The following is a 19,442-nucleotide window of genomic DNA, read 5'->3' on the forward strand; positions in this document are numbered from 1 at the left end:
TCATGTCCCCTAAAGTAACCGCTATTGGTTGGTAGTGAGGACTTCAGTCCTTCATGGATGCGGACTAAAGTCCTCACTACGAACCAACATACTTGACGTATCAAAATTTGTTGATATGATGGTTTTGAACCAATGAGTTGAGAGTGATGGGTGCAGCAGCAAAGAAGTTAGCTTCAGGCGCGAGAGATTGCAGCCGAGAAGCGATCGCGGAATGCCTCGGCACGTTTATTCTAGTTTTTGCAGGCACGGGCGCTGTGATGGTTAACAAAATTAGCGGTGGTGCTGTAACTCATTTAGGCGTTAGTTTTGTATTTGGTGCAGTTGTAGCCGCGATGATTTATGCGATCGCACACATCAGCGGCGCGCACTTTAACCCAGCCGTAACTTTAGGATTTTGGGCGAGCGGTTTTTTCCCAAAATACAAAGTTTTACCTTACATTTTGGCGCAGTGTGCGGGGGCGATCGCAGCTTCCGCACTGCTGCTAATTAGCTTAGGAAAAGTGGCCAATCTCGGTGCAACTATCCCTATTAACGGCAACTGGTTGCAGTCTCTAATTTTAGAAACAGTTCTAACTTTTATCCTGATGTTTGTCATTCTGGGTTCGGGACTTGACAGGCGCGCTCATATCGGCTTTGCGGGGATAGCAATTGGCTTAACTGTAGGCTTAGAAGCTGCATTTATGGGGCCGATTACCGGAGCGAGCATGAATCCGGCGCGATCGCTCGGCCCGGCTTTAATTGGCGGCTTTTGGGAACACCACTGGGTTTACTGGGTTGCTCCGATTTGGGGCGCGCAGTTAGCAGTCGCTGTTTACCGACAAATATCTAACGGATTTCGAGATTTTAATTGAAAGCATCATGGCAAGTTTCACGCACAAACCGAGAATTCTATTTTTATACGGCTCTTTGCGAGAGCGTTCTTACAGCCGCTTGTTGGCGGAAGAATCGGCTCGAATCATTGAGGATTTCGGTGCCGAAGTTCGGTTTTTCAATCCTCTGGAATTGCCGATTTACGGCAGCGTTACCGATACACATCCCAAGGTTCAAGAATTGCGGGAATTGAGCCTTTGGTCGGAGGGTCAAGTGTGGTCTAGTCCAGAAATGCACGGCAATATTACGGGGATTATGAAAAATCAAATTGACTGGATTCCTTTAAGTATTGGGGCCGTCAGACCGACTCAAGGCCGCACTTTGGCGGTGATGCAGGTTAGCGGCGGTTCGCAGTCTTTTAATGCTGTGAATACTTTGAGGATTTTGGGCCGCTGGATGCGGATGTTTACGATTCCGAATCAGTCTTCGGTTGCTAAGGCTTATCAGGAGTTTAATGATGATGGAACTATGAAGGATTCGCCTTTTCGCGATCGCGCGATCGATGTCATGGAGGAACTGTACAAGTTTACCTTGCTGTTGCGGGAACACGCTGACTATTTGACCGATCGCCACAGCGAACGCAAGGAACAAGCAGCATCCGAGGCGATCGCACTAGCAAATCGCGCCCTGGAAGTTAATTAAGGCGATCGAAACATCAGGCGATTGAATCACCCGGCGATTGAAATCGTGGCTACAAAAACACTCACGCGCCTCCGCGGGTTGAAGAATCTGGGATTTCTGTTCAGTCCACGGAGGTGGACTTCGGTTGTGTAGCCGCGGTTTCTAACCGCTGGGACCCTAACTAACAACCAACAACTCACAACCAACAAAAAAACCATGAAAAAAGTAATGTTCGTGTGCAAAAGAAACTCCTGCCGATCGCAAATGGCAGAAGGATTCGCTAAAACCATCGGCCAAGACAAAATTGCCGTCACCAGTTCCGGTTTAGAATCAAGCAGAGTTCACCCGACAGCAATTCAAGTCATGTCAGAAATCGGCATTGATATCACCAATCAAACATCTAACCCATTAAGCGAATTCAATGCCGAAGATTACGATGCAGTAATCTCTCTGTGCGGCTGCGGCGTGAATTTACCCGAAGCGTGGGTATTGCGAGAAGTGTTTCAAGATTGGCAACTCGACGATCCCGACGGACAACCGATCGCAACTTTTCATCGCGTTCGAGATGAAATCAAAGCACGAGTTGAAAAATTAGTGGACTCTCTCCAACCAGATTAATAGTCCTGAACCCACGGGTGGTCATCACCTTGGTTTTTTTCGAGAAGACGCCTTACAGTCCGCAAAAACCGCCAAAAACCCGGTTTCTTTGGTTTTGATGTGTCCAGGACTATTATAATTAGTGCTAAATTATGAGAGGCGTTCCCCGGAATGCCTCTACATTCGTTGCGATCGCATACTAAAAAATTTAGCACATGATTCAGACCGCAATCACGCCTTTCAAAAACAAACTCAACTCAGCTTTAACTAAAAAGCAGATTACAGTTTTACAAATTAATCTAGGGAAACGCTGCAACCTCGCTTGCACTCACTGTCACGTAGAAGCTAGCCCGAAACGAACAGAAGAACTTTCCCCGGAAATATGCGAACAATTAATTGAAATTATTCGCCGTTTTCCTCAAATTAAAACTGTTGACCTCACGGGCGGTGCTCCCGAGATGCTTTACGGTTTTAAACCGCTGGCGGAAGCTGCGAGGGCAACAGGCAAAGAGGTAATTGTTCGTTCTAATTTAACAATTTACTTTGAAAAGGGTTTTGAGGAGATTCCCGAATATTGCGCGCAGCACCAACTCAGAATTGTGGCGTCGCTTCCCTGCTACCAAGCTGACAATGTTGACAAAATGCGCGGCAGCGGTGTTTTTGACAGTTCGATTCGGGCGCTGCAAAAGCTGAATCAGTTGGGATACGGAAAAAAACCCAATTTAATTCTGGATTTGGTGTACAATCCGCAAGTGCCGGCAACAGACCAGTTTTCGCTGACGCCGGAACAGGGCAAGTTACAGCAAGATTATCAGGTTTATTTAGCGGAACATTTTGGGATTTGTTTTAATCAATTGTTCGCGATTACTAATTTGCCGGTGGGACGGACTAAGTTTCATTTGGAACACAAGAAACTCCACAAACCTTATCTGGGGTTTTTGGAGGATAATTTTAATCCCGGTACTCTGGAACATTTAATGTGTCGCAATGAATTGTCGATCGACTATTTGGGCAATGTCTACGACTGCGATTTTAACCAAATGGAAAATCTGCCCGCGAAAACTGGCAGCGGGGAAAGGATGACTGTTGCTAAATTGCTGGAATCTGGTAGTTTAGATGTAATTCAAGAGGTGCAAACTGCTGCTTATTGCTACGGCTGTACGGCGGGGTGCGGTTCTAGCTGCGGCGGTACTTTGATTTGATTTAAGGGAAAATTTGCGCTGATAGCAGTTTTCAATTCTGTGAAATACAGGAGACGGCGCCGTGTCTTCCGTCGTGTCAGCTTAAGTTCAAATGTAGTATCAGTCTACTGTTTGTCCCCGAGGCTTCTTCCCCCCTAACCCCCCTTCTTAAGGGGGGGACAAGAGCGTCAAAGTCCCCGCAACGATTCGGGGGATTTAGGGGGATCGAGATTTGGGGAGAAACGAGAGATACAAAAGATTTCAGACTTAAGTTGACACTACGAAAGGCAGTAGCGTGTCCCTACCCTGCAAGCAATTTAGACTGAGGATTTTAGGTAATGAATGATTTGCGATCGCCCGGTGAAGAAAATCCACCACCATCAAATAAGTGGAAGCTGTTTTTAGGGATTGGTTTAGCTGCGGCTTTGATTGTGGCGGCCAAGTTTTTTAACTTTCAAGGAATTATCAAAAATGCCCTGGAGTCGATCGCCAATCTCGGCCCTTGGGGCCCGGCAGCTTTTATTCTAATTTACATTCTAGCAACGGTGCTATTTATCCCAGGTTCCTTGCTGACTCTCGGTTCTGGCGTTTTGTTCGGAGTCGTTGGCGGCACGGTTTGCGTTTCCGTCGGCTCAGTTTTAGGTGCAACTTGCGCTTTTTTAACAGGTAGGTATTTAACTCGCGATTGGGTTTCCAAACAGATAGAAGGTAATCCCAAATTTAAGGCGATCGACTCCGCAGTTGCCTCGGAAGGATGGAAAATTGTTTTGCTGACGCGGCTTTCGCCAATTTTTCCGTTTAATTTGCTTAACTATGCTTTTGGAGTCACGCAGGTATCTCTCAAAGACTATTTTTTCGCATCTTGGATCGGCATGATTCCCGGAACTGTGATGTATGTTTATATCGGTTCCCTGGCCGGGAGTTTGGCTGCACTCGGATCGCAAGGGATCTCGCGCACTGCTGCTGAGTGGGCTCTCTACGGCATTGGTTTGGTAGCAACGATCGCCCTCACCGTTTATGCAACCCGCTTGGCTAAAAAAGCTTTAGACGAAAAAATTTCTCCTTAAAGCTACAGCACAAACTGGTAAAATCGTCAATACTGTTTTGACCATACATTATAATACATTGCTAATTTAAAAAACTCCGTATTTTCTCTGTGTTATTTACAAGAATTTTGTTATAAAAACGAGATAGATATTAAAGATATAGCAATTCTCAAGTGATTCAGGTCACAGATTGGTAATTCGTAAGATGGCTGGCGAGTACAGAAGAGAAAGTTGACAACCGCTATATCTTAAATCACTAATATCAAGTAAGTAAAGCGAAGGTCAGAATATCAATTAGATGCAAAAACGGAAGGATCTCGCGCCCGCGAAAAAAACATGATTTCCCGTCAGGAATTCAACAGGATTTCTCAACAAAAATGCAACTGTCGCCCAATTCAAAACCACGATATTCATCAGCAATTACTAATTCTTTAATCTTCAATGCGCAAATCGAACATCGAAAATGGTTTGAGTCCTGATTGGTCTCACCAAGGAGGACTCAAACCCTCACTATTGGCGCGATTAATTCTGCCGGATCGCGAATAACAAATGCCGTTTGATCAATTAGACTCTCGACGAGAACATTTGATGATGCAAAACCCAGCAAATCAAGCCAAAGCTGTGTCTGCGCAGCCGCCCCACCAAACAAAAAAGCTGCGCCGCTTGTGGCAAAACATCAGTAATTCTGCTCAATTGCGGTGGCAGCAAGCGCACAGTCTTTGGCAGCACAGACGGCAGCGCCGCCATTTGCTGACCCTGCTAATTCTGGGCAGCACGGCTTTAACCATTAGCACAACTGCTTGCATCAGCTATTTTGTTGTGCGCGGACTAATCCTCGACAATTTAAAGGAAGTAGCACTATTAAAATTAGAAAAAGGCAGTGAAGAAATCGATTTCTGGCTGAGCAGTCGCAAAGCAGAAATAGAAACCATCGCTTACTCTCCTACGGTTCGCACTCTCAACTGGAAATTAGTAGAACCAATTTTGCAAGGAGAAACATACAGGTTAAAAGAGTATTTCGTATTGTCATTAGTTCAAGCCGATGGCTCAGTGCAGAACACTTTAGGCACTACCACGAACAGCAAAGACCGCAAACACTTTCAAAAGGCAATGGACGGAAACGTCAACGTTTCCGACCCGCTGATAGGACGCAGCACCAAGCTTTCTACAATCATAATTGCATCTCCAATTTGGGCATTGCCTCCCACTCCCAATAAAGTAATTGGAGTCCTTGCAGGCAGCATTAAAGTAGACCGAGTAGCCTCTGTAGCTAACAGCTTGCATTACGGTTCAGACAGTTATGCTTTTGTGCTTAATTCAGAAGGAGTGCCAATTGTTCATCCCAACAATAAATTAACAGGAACTATCGACCGGCCAGCCCCAAGTTTTTTAAACTCACAAGACCCAGGACTATTCACAATTGCGCGCCCTATGACCAGCCGCCAGACAAACATCGAACTGGTAAAAATAGATAACAAATGGGTGTATGTGGCCTACGCTCCCCTCAACGAAGTTAACTGGTCGATGGCTTTAGTAATTCCCCGCGAAAATATTGAATCCCAACTGCAAGCATTAAATTTGCTGGCATCCGTCGTCGCTGGACTGCTCGGCCCGGCAATGCTAGCAGCAATTTGGCTAATTTACTCCTCCGAAAACAATCGCGCTCAAGCCGAGCGAGAAGCCATGCTCAACCGCATTGCCGGACGCATTCAGGCTTCCTTAGAATTAGACCAAATCGTCCAAAGTACAGTCGAAGAAATAGTAAATTTGCTGCATCTAGAACGGGCGGCTTTTGGTTGGTACGAACCGCAAAACAAAATCTTGCGAATCCTGTGGGAATGTTGCGAATCTGATTGTCCGAAAGAAGCCATAAAGTTTGAGCCTTACTTTGTCGAAAATTTGTCAGTGCGCAGCGACCAAAGCGAGCCAATTATTCTTTCGAGTGAGACTTGGGCTGACGGTGCAAGTCAACCGCTCGAACTTAAAGCTAATAGTTATTTAGCCGTGCCTGTCCAGACTCAAAAGCAGCCGCAGGGTTATTTAATTTGCAGTCATTCTACTCATTGGTTTTGGAGCGGGGAGGAAGTCCAACTGTTAAAAGCTGTGGCAGACCAATTGGCGATCGCCATTACTCAATCTCACCTTTACAGTCAAACCCAAGACCAAGTAAAACTGCTGAATAGCGCCTTAAATGAACTCAAAAAAACTCAAACTCATTTAGTGCAGAGCGAAAAAATGTCATCCCTGGGTCAAATGGTTGCGGGGATAGCGCACGAAATCAACAACCCGGTCAACTTCATTTCGGCTAATTTGCCTCACACCACCAAATATACTAAAGATTTATTAGACTTGGTGAGTTTGTACAAACAAACGTTCCCTGAAGTTCCCCCGGAAATCGAAGATTTTGCCGAAGCAATCGAGCTGGAATTTATCGAGGAAGATTTGCCGCACATATTGAATTCTATGAAAATAGGAACCGAACGCATTCGCAGCATAGTTCTTTCTTTGCGCAACTTTTCTCGCCTCGATGAATCTGACAAAAAGCTGGCGGACATTCACGAAGGTATGGAAAATACCTTGCTGCTGCTCTCCAACCGCATCAAAAATGGAATTTATATAGTCAAGAAATACGGAAAAGTGCCTTCAGTCGAGTGCTATCCGTCTCAGCTAAATCAGGTGTTTATGAACTTGCTGAGCAATGCGATGGATGCCTTGAACGAGATCGATCGCCTGGACAAAATCATTACTATTTCCACGGGAGTCGTTCGCGAAAAGGGCGGGAAATTTCTGAAAGTGGCGATCGCCGACAACGGCCCGGGCATTCCCGACAGCATTAAAGACCAAATTTTTAACCCGTTTTTTACTACCAAACCCGTGGGCCAAGGCACAGGTTTGGGATTGGCAATTAGCTACAAAATTGTAGTGGACGGACACGGCGGCAGCATCAAAATTTCTAAACCTTCGGGCGGCGGTACGGAGTTTTTGGTAAAAATTCCCATTAGTAACGAGCAGCCCGAAGCCAGCAGGAAGAGGGAAGCAAGGCAACGGATGAGTGAAACGGAGGTAAACGCCAATCTAAAATCTCAAATCTAAACAGGTTCAGCAACAAGCAAGGTACGGGAGGAAAACGCCAATCTTCAATGCGAAAATCGAAAATCTAAAATCGCATGACTGGCGTTGGCTAAAATAAAAAGAGTTTTTGTGAAAGGAGTTTTATGGCTGTTGGCAAGGATACAATTTTCGATCGCTTTTTGTCGCCCCTGATTCGACTGGCGATCGACTCCGAAGCACTGAAACGACTCTACGAAGGTATCGACTGGGAAACAGCGGGCGATCGCTACCGACAACCCAACCTAGTTTATCCCGAATATTACAGCAGCCAAAACTTTCACGGCATCAAAGGCGGCTACCTCAACCCCAGTGCAGCGGTTTCCTACGATCCAATCACGCAATACGTTTTGCCTCCCCACGAAACAGTCGTCAGACAAGGCTTAATTGACGCTGTGCGGGTGAAACCGCGCCGAATCATCGATTTGGGATGCGGCACCGGTTCGACAACGCTGATGCTCAAACAAGCCTTTCCCCAAGCGGAAGTTGTCGGCTTGGACTTGTCGCCTTATATGCTGGTAGTCGCCTCCATGAAAGCACAAAAAGCCGGCTTAAATATCGAGTGGTTGCACGGAAATGCCGAAAGCGTGGCTTTTGCTGGCGCCAGCTTCGATTTAGTCGCAGCTTCCTTGCTGTTTCACGAGACGCCGCCTGCGGTATCGCGGGCAATTTTGCGAGAAAGCTTCCGACTGCTGAAGGTTGGGGGACAAGTGGCAATTTTGGACGGAAATCAAAAAACTTTGCGGCAGACACAGTGGCTGACTGATATCTTTGAAGAGCCTTATATTAAGTCTTACGCCGCTGGTAGTATTGATGCTTGGGCGGGGGCTGCTGGATTCGCGGCGGTGCAAACTCAGGAACACTGGTGGGTGCATCAGGTGACGCAGGGCGTGAAACCTCTTCCTGGGGAAGATTTGGAGCCGGTGCGGGCGGCGAAGGTGTGGAATCCGATCGATTTGGCTCCTGATTTTGATGGCGATTTACCGGGCATTCCAGCTTACAGTTGACAGTGGACAGTTGATAGTTGACAGTTGATAGTTGACAGTTGATAGTTGACAGTGGACAGTGGACAGTTGATAGTTGATAGTTGATAGTTGACCTGTGACAGCATACAGGTTGACAGTTGACCTGTGACAGTTGGTATTCAATTACCTTTTTCCCGATTACCTTTTTCCCGATTACCGATTACCTTTTTCCCGATTACCAATGACTAATAACTAATGACTAATGACTCTAAAAGCAGTTTTATTTGATTTTAATGGCGTTATTATTAATGACGAGCAGATTCACGAGAAAATAATCGATCGACTGATGCTCGATCAAAATCTCCAGCTCAAACGCGGGGAGTTTCGAGAAGTTTGTTTGGGAAAGAGCGATCGCGCTGGCATTACCGAACTGCTCGAGCGCCGGGGACGATATCTGACAGAAACATACCTCGATCGCTTGCTGCTTGGCAAGGCCCAAGCTTATCAGGAAGAAATAAATAGTTTGAAAACATTGCCAATTTATCCGGGTTTGGCAGAATTTATTGACAAAATTCGGGTTTCCGGACTGAAAATGGCGGTAGTGAGCGGGGCAATGCGATCGGATATAGAATTGGTGTTAGATCGATCGGGTTTGGCTGCAAACTTTGAATTAATTGTCGCAGGCGACGACTTGGCGGCGAGCAAACCAGAACCCGACGGCTATTTGTTAGCAGTAGAGCGACTCAACCAGAAATATCCCGATTTTAAGCTGCAACCGATCGAGTGTTTGGCATTAGAAGATACTTTTGCAGGGATAGAAGCGGCGAAAAAAGCGGGGATTCAGGTAGCGGGAGTGACTCACACTTACCCGTTTCACATGATCCAGCGCCAAGCTAATTGGACGGTGGACTATTTTGCTGATTTAGAGTTGGACAGAGTGGCCCAACTTTGCTGCTGCGCCCCGACTCCACCAGCAGCATAAAACACTTGACGTTTTTAGCAGTTACGTGCTAACGTAGTTGACTGTCTGCCAAAGTCAATAGAAATGCGACCTGTAAGCCTTTGAGATTCGGCAATCGGGCATCTAAAATGCTAAATTAAAAGTCAATCAGGGGAATTAGCTCAGTTGGTAGAGCGCTGCGATCGCACCGCAGAGGCCAGCGGTTCGAGTCCGCTATTCTCCATAAACAAGAGTAATATTCGTAGGGAAACGGCATTGCCGTGTGCTCAGCGCAGTGTCTCCTAGGGAAACGGCATTGCCGTGTCCTAATTGATACCAAAACGATACCGCCGTGTCCAGAAGTTCGATCGCGCCCACACCACGAAAACCAATTTTCCCGTAAAATCAAAACAGAGTCTACCCGCAACCAAAGCGCTACCTGTGGCAAAGTCAACTGAACCCAACAATCCAGAGAGGCCGAGCCAGCTTGCGCGATCGCCTCTGTACGAACTATCATTACAGCTCAAAGGTCGGATGGTGCCCTTTTCCGGGTGGGAGATGGCAGTGCAGTATGCAGGCATCAGCAGCGAACACCAAGCAGTACGCCAGCAAGCAGGAATGTTCGACATTTCCCACATGGGAAAATTTTGTTTGATAGGGAAACAAGTAATAGAAAAATTTCAACGCTTAGTACCCTCAGACTTGAGCCGCTTGCAACCAGGTCAAGCTCAATATACAGTCTTGCTAAATGACAAAGGCTGCATCTTAGACGACATTATTTTCTACTGCCAAGAACCAGACGCCAGCACTGGCGAAGAACGTGCAGCAATCATTGTCAACGCCGCCACTCGCATCGCAGACAAAGCCTGGATAGCCGCCCGCTTAGACTTGAGCGGACTTACTTTTACCGACATCTCCGAAGACAAAGTTTTAATTGCAATTCAAGGGCCGGAAGCTGTTAAATACCTCCAGCCTTTTGTCGAAGACAACCTCGCACCAATTAAAGCATTCGGACACTTAGAAACAAACTTGTTGGGACAGCCGAGTTTTATCGCCAGAACAGGTTACACCGGCGAGGATGGCTTTGAAATTATGGTGGATATAGAAACCGGAAAAAAAGTCTGGCAAAAATTCCTAGATGCTGGCGTTGTACCCTGCGGTTTGGGTGCGAGAGATACCTTGCGTTTAGAAGCAGCAATGGCACTTTACGGTCAAGATATCGACGACAATATCACGCCTTTAGAGGCTGGATTGGGTTGGGTAGTTCACCTCGATAGCAAAGGCGATTTTATTGGGCGCGAGGTTTTGGAACAGCAGAAAGCCACGGGAGTATCGAAACGGTTGGTAGGGTTGGAAATGCAGGGGCGGCACATTGCGCGCCACGGCTATCCGGTAATATTTGACACCAAAACAGTAGGAGAAGTTACTAGCGGTACATTATCGCCTACTTTGAATCGGGCAGTTGCCCTCGCGGTTGTTCCGGCAAAATTAGCTAAAATAGGCCAGCAGTTAGAAGTCGAAATTCGCGGGAAAAACTATCCGGCTAGTGTGGTAAAAAAACCCTTTTATCGCTCTTCCAACCGCCCAAATTAAATCAGGTTCGCAGCATCGGACTGAGCGTCCTCTGCCGGTATCTAAAGAAGGACGCTCAGTCCGAACGCTCAAACTTAATGTTTAGGGTTTGCAGCATCGGACTGAGCGTCCTCTGCCGGTATCTAAAGAATTTTGTAGGGTGCATTAGCTTAAATTATCTGCGCTGACAATCGAGAAAATCGCGGGCTGACGCACCCTACGAGTTTCACATACTAAATGCCCATAGTTTAATAAGATTTAACTGATGCTTTTTTACGGCGAGGAATTGACATGACACTAACATATCCCGATGACCTGAAATACCTAGACACTCACGAATACATCCGACTCGAAGGGGAAATAGCCACTATCGGCATTAGCGCCTTTGCAGTTGACCAACTCGGCGATATCGTGTTTCTAGATTTGCCTGAAGTCGGTGCAGGATTGGAAAAGGGCGAAGCTTTCGGTACAGTTGAGTCAGTGAAAGCCGTTGAAGATTTGAAAGCGCCTGTTACCGGTACAGTCGTAGAACGCAATGATGACATTATAGAGTCTCCCGAAAATTTGGCGGAAGACCCCTATGGCGCTGGGTGGCTGCTGAAAGTGCGCGTTGACAACGCCAGCGACGCCGATGATGCTTTGTCTGTCGAGGAGTATCGCCAAATGGTGGAAGGGGAATAGGAGAGGGGGAGAGGGAGAGGGGGAGAGTGGGAAAATCTTTTCTCTTCCTTCTTCCCTCGAACCTCGAACCTCAACATCAATCCGCTAAATCCGTTACATCCGTTACATCCGCTACTTGCATCCGCTACATCGGTTACATCCGTTAAATCCCGTACCTTGCTCGTTGCCGAACTTCCTTCTTCCTTTCTTTCTTCTGTGACTAAATGTTACAAACAAAGAAGAAAAAGTCAATTCAGGAGAATCAGCCTTGGTACTCTACAGCCCGCAACTTGAACCCAGCCAGCAGCAAAACCTTGTTCCCATCGAGGGTTTTGCGGCGCGACACATTGGCCCGACACCTAGCGAAATCCAGCAAATGCTCGATGTTTTGGGCATGGACAGCCTCGATGAGTTGATTGACAAAACGGTTCCAGCGGCGATTCGCATGAATCAACCCCTACAACTTCCCGCAGCCAAAAGCGAGTACGCTGCTTTAGCAGAATTGAAAGAAATTGCTGCAAAAAATCACGTATTTCGATCGTACATCGGCACTGGATATCACGACTGCATAACTCCCCCCGTCATCGGGCGGAATATCCTGGAAAATCCCGGCTGGTATACAGCTTACACTCCCTACCAAGCCGAAATTGCCCAAGGGCGATTAGAAGCTTTGCTGAACTTCCAAACCATGATAATTGACCTCACGGGTTTGGAAATTGCCAACGCTTCCTTGCTGGATGAAGCGACTGCGGCGGCGGAAGCTATGACGGTGAGTTACGGCGCTAATAAAAATAAAGCAAAAGCGTTTTTTGTCTCGCAAGATTGTCACCCTCAAACCATCGAAGTGGTGCAAACTCGGGCTAAACCGCTGGGAATTGATGTGATTGTCGGCGACCATCAAAGCTTTGAGTTCGATCGTACAATCTTCGGCGCGCTCCTGCAATACCCGGCCACCGACGGCGCAATTTACGACTATACCGATTTTATTCGATCGGCACACAAAGCCGGCGCCTTAGTCACAGTAGCCGCCGACATTTTGAGTCTTTGCCTCCTCACACCCCCAGGCGAATTCGGCGCTGACATAGCCGTAGGAAGCACCCAGCGCTTCGGAGTGCCGATGGGATTCGGAGGGCCCCACGCAGCCTATTTCGCCACCAGAGAAGAGTTTAAACGGCAAGTTCCGGGACGAATTGTCGGCGTTTCTAAAGATGCTAACGGCAAATCTGCTTTGCGTTTGGCTTTGCAAACCCGCGAACAGCACATCCGCCGCGAAAAAGCAACTAGCAATATTTGTACTGCACAAGTTTTGCTGGCCGTGATGGCGAGTATGTATGCTGTTTATCACGGCCCGTCTGGACTCAAACAAATTGCCGAACAAGTACGCAGTTTAACTGCGATTTTAGCCTCGGGCCTTTCCAGCTTTGGATACAAAATTAGTTCTCAACCTTTCTTCGATACTCTGCGGGTAGAATTGGGAGATAAGCCGCTATCGGAAGTTCTACAAGCGGCTCAAAATCGCCACATTAATCTGCGGGTATTTGATGAAAAAACCGTGGGAATTACTCTGGATGAAACTGTCACGGCTGAAGATGTCAAAGAATTGTGGAAAATTTTTGCACAGGAGAAGGATTATATCAGGGGTGACGGGGAGAATACTCTGAGCGTTCCGCTGAATGCAGACGCATTCACTTCCTATATGATGTTACCTGATTTTTGCGATCGCACAACCAGTTATCTCACCCATCCAGTTTTCAACAGCTACCATTCCGAAACCGAACTGTTGCGCTACTTGCACCGATTGGAAACTAAGGATTTATCGCTAAATACATCGATGATTCCCTTGGGCTCCTGCACAATGAAATTGAATGCAACAGCCGAGATGGTTCCCGTGACTTGGGCGGAATTTGGCAAGATACATCCCTTTGCACCCCGCAATCAAACTCGCGGCTATCAAATGATGTTCGTGCAACTAGAACAGTGGCTGGCAGAAATCACAGGTTTTGCGGGAATTTCGTTGCAGCCCAACGCCGGTTCCCAAGGCGAATACGCGGGCTTGTTAGTTATTCGCCAATACCACGAACACCGAGGCGAATCTCACCGCAATATCTGTTTAATTCCCCAGTCAGCCCACGGTACAAATCCGGCTAGCGCGGTAATGGCGGGGATGAAAGTAGTTGCTGTAGAGTGCGATTCTCAGGGAAATATTGATGTGACTGACTTGCATAAAAAAGCCGAGAAGCACAAAAATGAACTGGCTGCTTTGATGGTAACATATCCATCGACTCACGGCGTTTTTGAGTCAGAAATTAAAGAAATTTGCGAGATTGTCCACAACTGTGGCGGACAAGTTTATATGGACGGCGCAAATATGAACGCTCAAGTTGGATTGTGCCGCCCCGGTGATTTTGGTGCGGATGTTTGTCACTTGAATTTGCACAAAACTTTCTGCATTCCCCACGGCGGCGGCGGGCCGGGCATGGGGCCGATTGGAGTCATGTCTCATTTAGTGGAATTTTTGCCTTCTACTGATGCAGAATTAAGAGCTTACCCCCCCCAACCCCCCCTTACCAAGGGGGGGAGTAAGATAGAATCAGTTGGTGCTGTTTCGGCCGCACCTTGGGGAAGTGCGAGCATTTTGACTATTTCTTGGATGTACATTCGGATGATGGGAGGAGTCGGTTTAACTGAGGCGACAAAAGTTGCAATTCTTAATGCTAATTACATGGCGCATCGGTTAGAATCTTATTATCCGGTTTTGTACAAAGGGAAATCGGGTTTGGTAGCGCACGAGTGCATTCTAGATTTGCGATCGCTCAAAAAATCTGCTGCTATCGAAGTCGATGATATTGCTAAACGGTTGATGGATTACGGCTATCACGCGCCGACTGTTTCTTGGCCGGTCGCCGGTACGGTAATGGTGGAACCGACGGAAAGCGAATCGAAGCAGGAACTAGACCGTTTTTGCGATGCGATGATTGCGATTAGAGGGGAAATTGCGGAGATTGAACAAGGGAATGTGGACGCGCAAAATAATGTGTTGAAAAATGCGCCGCATACCGCAGAATCTCTGATGGTTGATGAGTGGAACCGTCCTTATTCTCGCGCGCAAGCTGCTTATCCGACACCTTGGACTCGCGAATATAAGTTTTGGCCTGCGGTGGGCCGGATAGATAATGCGTTTGGCGATCGTAATTTTGTCTGTTCTTGCTTACCAATGGAGGCTTACACTTAAGATTGAAACCGGGTTTTTTCCCAAATTAAAACTTTGACATAAATCTCGGAAAAAACCCGGTTTCTGAACCTCAACCAAAAGCCTCCAGAAACCGGGTTTTTGCGACAATACCTCACTACAACCCAAAAACTCCGAAAAACCAGGTTTCTGGGCCTCACCCAAAAGCCTCCAGAAACCGGGTTTTTGCGACAATACCTCACTACAACCCAAAAACTCCGAAAAAACCAGGTTTCTGGGCCTCACCCAAAGCCTCCAGAAACCGGGTTTTTGCGACTATACTTGATTGCAGCCCAAAATCTCGGAAAAAACCCGGTTTCTCAACTTCAAACCCTAAACAAAATTTCCCCATCTCAGCTATAATCAAAACCATCCTCTCCACCCCCACATACCCGCCATGAGGCACTGGGCGCCCGGACAACAACTGCACCAAGGCAAATACCTAATCGAAGAAATCCTCGGCTGTGGCGGATTCGGCGTCACCTACCGCGTTCAAAACCTCAAAGAAGGCAAAGTAGTCGCCATCAAAACCCTAAATGCCAACGTTCAAGGTAAACCAAACTTTCAGGAATTACAAACCAAATTTCTCAACGAAGCTTTATCCTTAGCCCGATGCAGCCATCCCCACGTCGTGCAAGTTTACGAAGTATTTCCCGAAATGGTGGGAAATCTTCAATTGTGGTGCATGGTGATGGAATTAATCGACGGGATTGACTTAGCAAGCCATCTCGAATATAACGGAATTTTGTCGGAAGAGAAAGCTTTGTCAATTATTAAGCAAGTGGGAAGGGCCCTGAGTTTTGTTCACAAGCAAGGATTTACTCACCTCGATGTGAAACCCCAAAATATTATGCTAAGAACCCCCCCCCAGCCCCCCCTTGGTAAGGGGGGGAGTAAGAGAAAATTTCCCCTTCTCTTCTTCCCCCCTTAATCAGGGAGGCAAAATTTCTTCTTCCCCCCTTAATAAGGGGGGTCAGGGGGGTGCAGTTTTGATTGATTTTGGCTTAGCGCGACAGGTGATAGCGCCGGGGAAATTGCGGACAAATAGCAATTCCGGGACTGAGTGTTACGCACCCATCGAATTATTATAAAAACGCGCTGAACTTGGTGCTTATACTGATGTTTATTCCCTAGCAGCAACGCTTTATGTCATGTTGACTGGTGAGTTACCGTTTCCGTCGCAATTTAGGAAGCAAAATATTCCTTTGACTCCGCCGAAACAGCACAATGATAAAATTAGCGACAGGGTGAATGCGGCGATTGTGAAAGGGATGGAGTTGGAACCGCCAAATCGCCCGCAGTCGGTGCAGGAATGGTTGGATTTGCTGACACCAAAACCAGCGGCGGCTGAAACTACGCGGGTGATTTCAGCCGTGGGGATGGATTATACAAACTTGCGGAATTTATTGGCTGCTAAAAAGTGGAAAGAGGCGGATGAGGAAACGGCAAGAGTGATGTTGAAGGTGGCGGATAGGGAGGAAGAAGGATTCCTGGATGTAGAACATATTGAAAAATTCCCCTGCGAGGACTTGCGTACTATTGACAAACTTTGGGTAAAATACAGTAATGGGCACTTCGGCTTTTCGGTGCAGAAGCGTATCTATCAAAGTCTGGGGGGAACCAGGGAATACGATCAGAAAGTATGGCAATCGTTTGGCGATCGGGTAGGTTGGCGCGTGAATAGTGAATGGAGGGAAAGCTGGCAATATAACACAAAAGCACCAGAAGGAAACCTCCCGACACCTCCCGGCTGGGGTTGGTTGAGTTGGGTGGGCAGTTTTGATTGGTGTGGGGAGCTAATTCTAGTGGCGCTCTTCTCTCTTGTCGAGACTTGTAGACTGTAAAACATCTAAGCGTTTCAGGATTTCGTTAATTACAGATCAATTAAAGCCACTGGAATAAAATGATAGAAAAAGGCGCAACAAGTGGCAGACCTTTCAATTCCTCAAAAGCTGTCGGGAAGATTCTCAACTTATCTTATCAAAATGTTAAAATTACTGATAAAGGCGTTGCCTTAGTTGAAGCTCATGTTCGCAGATTTAATCCAGTTGGTGAAGCTGAGTTAAAAATGGTTGAACGGTTGAGAAGCATAGCTACAGGAACCATCGTAGCTGATCCTGTTGATTTACGCTTTTATACTCACGAGTTGCGCGAGTATCTAAGGTATAAAAAACTAGGCTATCCAACAGGACAACCAACCAACCCGGATCGGGCTTATGAACTCTGGAACAACGCTCACACAGCGACCCTTGAAGATTATAAACTAAAAGAAGGATTCGGCGTTTTATTTCATCCTAGCGTAGAGGACTTTTTATGAAAAACCTAACTCAATTAACTCAGCTTGAATTAGTCTTGCTAGAATTAGTAGCTAAAGGTCAAGGAAAATGGAGTTGGTACGAACTCGCCAATGCACTTTCCCGCCGAGATGTACCGCGAGAACCTGACATGATGGTTGTCTTGAAAAAACTGGCTGTTGATGGTTTGGTTAAACGAGATATAGAAACCAATTCACCTCGCGACAGATGGGAATTGACCCCGGTCGGTTCTATTGTACTAACAGATGCAAAAGCAGATACTAAAAGCAAAATTATACGTTATGCTATTGCGATTGAGAGAGCAGAAAGCAATTATTCTGCTTATGTTCCAGATTTACCAGGATGCGTAGCAACAGGTGCAACTATCGAAGAAGCAGAACAGCAAATTAAAGCAGCAATAGTTTTTTATTTGGAAGAGTTGCGTCAATCTGGTGCGTCTATTCCTGAAGCTAGAACTTTATACAAATATGTTGAGGTGTAACGCGATGATTTACAAGAGCGAGAGATTCGCTAGCCACCGCGATCGATCGCGCTTTAATCGACAATCCTGAAATTTATTACACAAGTGCAGTAGAATTTAAACAAGCCTTATTAAACACTATATCATAAATTAATGAATGTACGATTTTTATGGCAGTCTCCCGAAAATAAACCTCGTTGGGTTGTCCTATTTTTATTGGGTTTAATAGCTACTTTGGCAATCGCCGCAACAACAGCTTATATCAAAAACAGTATAGCCCAAACCAGTAGTTTAGCTTTGTCTGTAGATGTTACAGCCGATCGCCATTCCATCAGTCCCGACATCTACGGATTGAACGATTATGCCCTAGATCCCGCCCTCGCCAAAGAGTTGCGAATTCCGGTGGAACGCTGGGGCGCCAATCACACCAGCCGCTACAACTGGCTTGTCGATTCTTCCAACAGCGGCGATGACTTCTTTTTCGTCGGCGGCGGCGACAATAAAAACCCCGTGCCCGGCGATTCGATCGACAAAATTGTTAAAACCAACCGCAGTAACGGTAGCAAAAGCATCGTTACCATCCCGATAATTGGCTATGTAAATAAATTGAGCATCTGGAACTGCGGCTTTCGAGTATCCAAATACGGCGCGCAAGAAAAAACGAATCCATACATTTTTCCCGAAGGCGATAAGTGCGGCAACGGGAAGCGTCCCGACGGCACTTTAATCACCGATAACAACCGCCTTGATGTCAGTATTGTTAGCGATCCAGCATTTCAAAAAGCTTGGGTTCAACATTTAGTTAAAACCCACGGTACTGCTGAATCGGGCGGCGTACAAATTTATCAAATGGACAACGAACCAAGCGGTTGGGGAAACACTCACCGCGACGTTCATCCAGAACCGACAAGTTATGACGAATTGCGCGATCGCACTTACCAATATGCGTCAATGGTAAAAGCGGTTGATTCCACCGCTTTGGTACTCGGGCCGTCGGATTTCGGCTGGCCTGTTTATGTGGATTCGGGAGTAAAGGGCGATCGCGAAAAACACGGCGGCGTCTGGTTTGCGCGGTGGTACTTGCAGCAAATGCGCGCCTACGAACAGCAAAAAGGTGTTCGCATCCTCGACTATTTCGACGAACACTACTATCCTGTCGTCGATGACCTGTGTTTGGCGAATTGTCCCGCCGGCGATGCTAAGACGCAAGCAGCCCGGTTGCGATCGACTCGTTCGCTGTGGGACAGCACTTATACTGATGAAAGTTGGATTGGTAAATCGAATCCGCCGCTAACAATTATTCCCCGGTTTCGAGAGTGGGTAAAGCAAGATTATCCCGGTACAAAAGTCGCAATTACTGAATACAATTGGGGCGGTTTGGAGTCGATTAACGGCGCGTTGGCTCAAGCCGACATCCTGGGGATTTTTGGGCGGGAACAACTCGATTTAGCGACGCTGTGGGGGCCTCCGAAGTCTTCGGAACCGGGTGCCTATGCCTTCCGAATTTACATGAATTACGACGGAAAAGGCGGTAAGTATGGCGATACTTGGGTGCGATCGCACAGCACAGACCAGGGGCTTTTGTCAATCTACGGAGCGCAACGCACGGGTGACGGTGCTTTGACGCTGGTAATTATTAATAAAACCACCAAAAACTTGAGCAGCAACTTGAGTTTGAAAGGATTTAACCCGGCAGCCACAGCTCAAGTTTACACTTACAGCGAGGCGAATTTGCGGGCGATCGTCCGTCAGAGCGATTTAGGTGTCAGCGCTGCCGGTTTTCGGGCAACTTACCCCGCTAATTCTATCACCTTGGTGGCAATTCCCAAATCGAAAACTTAGCGAGACTTAAACAAATTCAGGACTTACAAGATTTAC

The 19,442-nt window shown here is 46.9% G+C and carries 16 protein-coding genes and 1 tRNA gene; all 17 read left to right on the forward strand.

Annotation, left to right across the window (positions count from 1 at the left end; translation table 11 throughout):
- Positions 1 to 146 precede the first annotated feature (146 nt).
- The 17 genes from QUB63_RS12725 to QUB63_RS12805 all read left to right on the forward strand — a co-directional run bounded on the left by QUB63_RS12725 (position 147) and on the right by QUB63_RS12805 (position 19,406).
- Entirely contained in the window at positions 147 to 851 is a 705-nt protein-coding gene (locus tag QUB63_RS12725; RefSeq protein WP_332945532.1) for an MIP/aquaporin family protein, read from the forward strand.
- Between the two features lie 7 nt (positions 852 to 858).
- The gene (gene arsH / locus QUB63_RS12730; protein ID WP_332945533.1) at positions 859 to 1,512 is read left to right on the forward strand and encodes an arsenical resistance protein ArsH; all 654 of its coding nucleotides are present in this window, start codon (positions 859 to 861) and stop codon (positions 1,510 to 1,512) included.
- 195 nt (positions 1,513 to 1,707) lie between these two features.
- On the forward strand, positions 1,708 to 2,109 hold the full coding sequence (gene arsC, locus QUB63_RS12735; protein ID WP_332945535.1) for an arsenate reductase, glutathione/glutaredoxin type: 402 nt from the start codon (positions 1,708 to 1,710) through the stop codon (positions 2,107 to 2,109).
- A 194-nt stretch (positions 2,110 to 2,303) separates the two neighbouring features.
- Positions 2,304 to 3,290 carry an arsenosugar biosynthesis radical SAM (seleno)protein ArsS gene (gene arsS / locus QUB63_RS12740; protein WP_332945536.1) on the forward strand — a complete coding sequence of 329 codons (987 nt, stop codon included), beginning with the start codon at positions 2,304 to 2,306 and terminating at the stop codon, positions 3,288 to 3,290.
- A gap of 317 nt (positions 3,291 to 3,607) precedes the next feature.
- Positions 3,608 to 4,336: a TVP38/TMEM64 family protein gene (locus QUB63_RS12745; protein ID WP_332945537.1), complete on the forward strand. Its 729-nt coding sequence runs from the start codon at positions 3,608 to 3,610 to the stop codon at positions 4,334 to 4,336.
- A 528-nt stretch (positions 4,337 to 4,864) separates the two neighbouring features.
- Positions 4,865 to 7,408 carry an ATP-binding protein gene (locus QUB63_RS12750; protein WP_332945539.1) on the forward strand — a complete coding sequence of 848 codons (2,544 nt, stop codon included), beginning with the start codon at positions 4,865 to 4,867 and terminating at the stop codon, positions 7,406 to 7,408.
- Positions 7,409 to 7,530: 122 nt separating this feature from the next.
- Positions 7,531 to 8,430, forward strand: coding sequence for a class I SAM-dependent methyltransferase (locus QUB63_RS12755; protein ID WP_332945540.1), 900 nt, complete (start codon positions 7,531 to 7,533; stop codon positions 8,428 to 8,430).
- Between the two features lie 220 nt (positions 8,431 to 8,650).
- Positions 8,651 to 9,370, forward strand: a complete 720-nt coding sequence (locus tag QUB63_RS12760) for an HAD family hydrolase (RefSeq protein WP_332945541.1) — start codon at positions 8,651 to 8,653, stop codon at positions 9,368 to 9,370.
- Between the two features lie 129 nt (positions 9,371 to 9,499).
- A tRNA-Ala gene (locus tag QUB63_RS12765) sits at positions 9,500 to 9,572 on the forward strand.
- 197 nt (positions 9,573 to 9,769) lie between these two features.
- Positions 9,770 to 10,921, forward strand: coding sequence for a glycine cleavage system aminomethyltransferase GcvT (gcvT, locus tag QUB63_RS12770; RefSeq protein ID WP_332945543.1), 1,152 nt, complete (start codon positions 9,770 to 9,772; stop codon positions 10,919 to 10,921).
- A gap of 270 nt (positions 10,922 to 11,191) precedes the next feature.
- Positions 11,192 to 11,581, forward strand: a complete 390-nt coding sequence (gcvH, locus tag QUB63_RS12775) for a glycine cleavage system protein GcvH (RefSeq protein WP_332945544.1) — start codon at positions 11,192 to 11,194, stop codon at positions 11,579 to 11,581.
- 247 nt (positions 11,582 to 11,828) lie between these two features.
- On the forward strand, positions 11,829 to 14,792 hold the full coding sequence (gene gcvP / locus QUB63_RS12780) for an aminomethyl-transferring glycine dehydrogenase (protein WP_442921758.1): 2,964 nt from the start codon (positions 11,829 to 11,831) through the stop codon (positions 14,790 to 14,792).
- Between the two features lie 394 nt (positions 14,793 to 15,186).
- Positions 15,187 to 15,720 carry a serine/threonine-protein kinase gene (locus tag QUB63_RS12785; RefSeq protein ID WP_332945545.1) on the forward strand — a complete coding sequence of 178 codons (534 nt, stop codon included), beginning with the start codon at positions 15,187 to 15,189 and terminating at the stop codon, positions 15,718 to 15,720.
- A 220-nt stretch (positions 15,721 to 15,940) separates the two neighbouring features.
- Positions 15,941 to 16,633 (forward strand): GUN4 domain-containing protein, encoded by a 693-nt coding sequence (locus QUB63_RS12790; RefSeq protein WP_332945547.1) that lies wholly within the window; start codon positions 15,941 to 15,943, stop codon positions 16,631 to 16,633.
- A 59-nt stretch (positions 16,634 to 16,692) separates the two neighbouring features.
- A complete protein-coding gene (locus QUB63_RS12795) occupies positions 16,693 to 17,106 on the forward strand; it encodes a hypothetical protein (protein ID WP_332945548.1) in 414 nt (137 codons plus the stop codon).
- Entirely contained in the window at positions 17,103 to 17,585 is a 483-nt protein-coding gene (locus QUB63_RS12800; RefSeq protein WP_332945549.1) for a type II toxin-antitoxin system HicB family antitoxin, read from the forward strand. Before QUB63_RS12795 ends, QUB63_RS12800 begins: the two co-directional genes overlap by 4 nt.
- 132 nt (positions 17,586 to 17,717) lie before the next feature.
- Positions 17,718 to 19,406, forward strand: a complete 1,689-nt coding sequence (locus tag QUB63_RS12805; protein ID WP_332945550.1) for a glycoside hydrolase family 44 protein — start codon at positions 17,718 to 17,720, stop codon at positions 19,404 to 19,406.
- Positions 19,407 to 19,442 lie beyond the last annotated feature (36 nt).

Origin of the sequence: Microcoleus sp. ARI1-B5 (assembly GCF_036705795.1) — a bacterium.
GTDB lineage: Bacteria > Cyanobacteriota > Cyanobacteriia > Cyanobacteriales > Microcoleaceae > Microcoleus.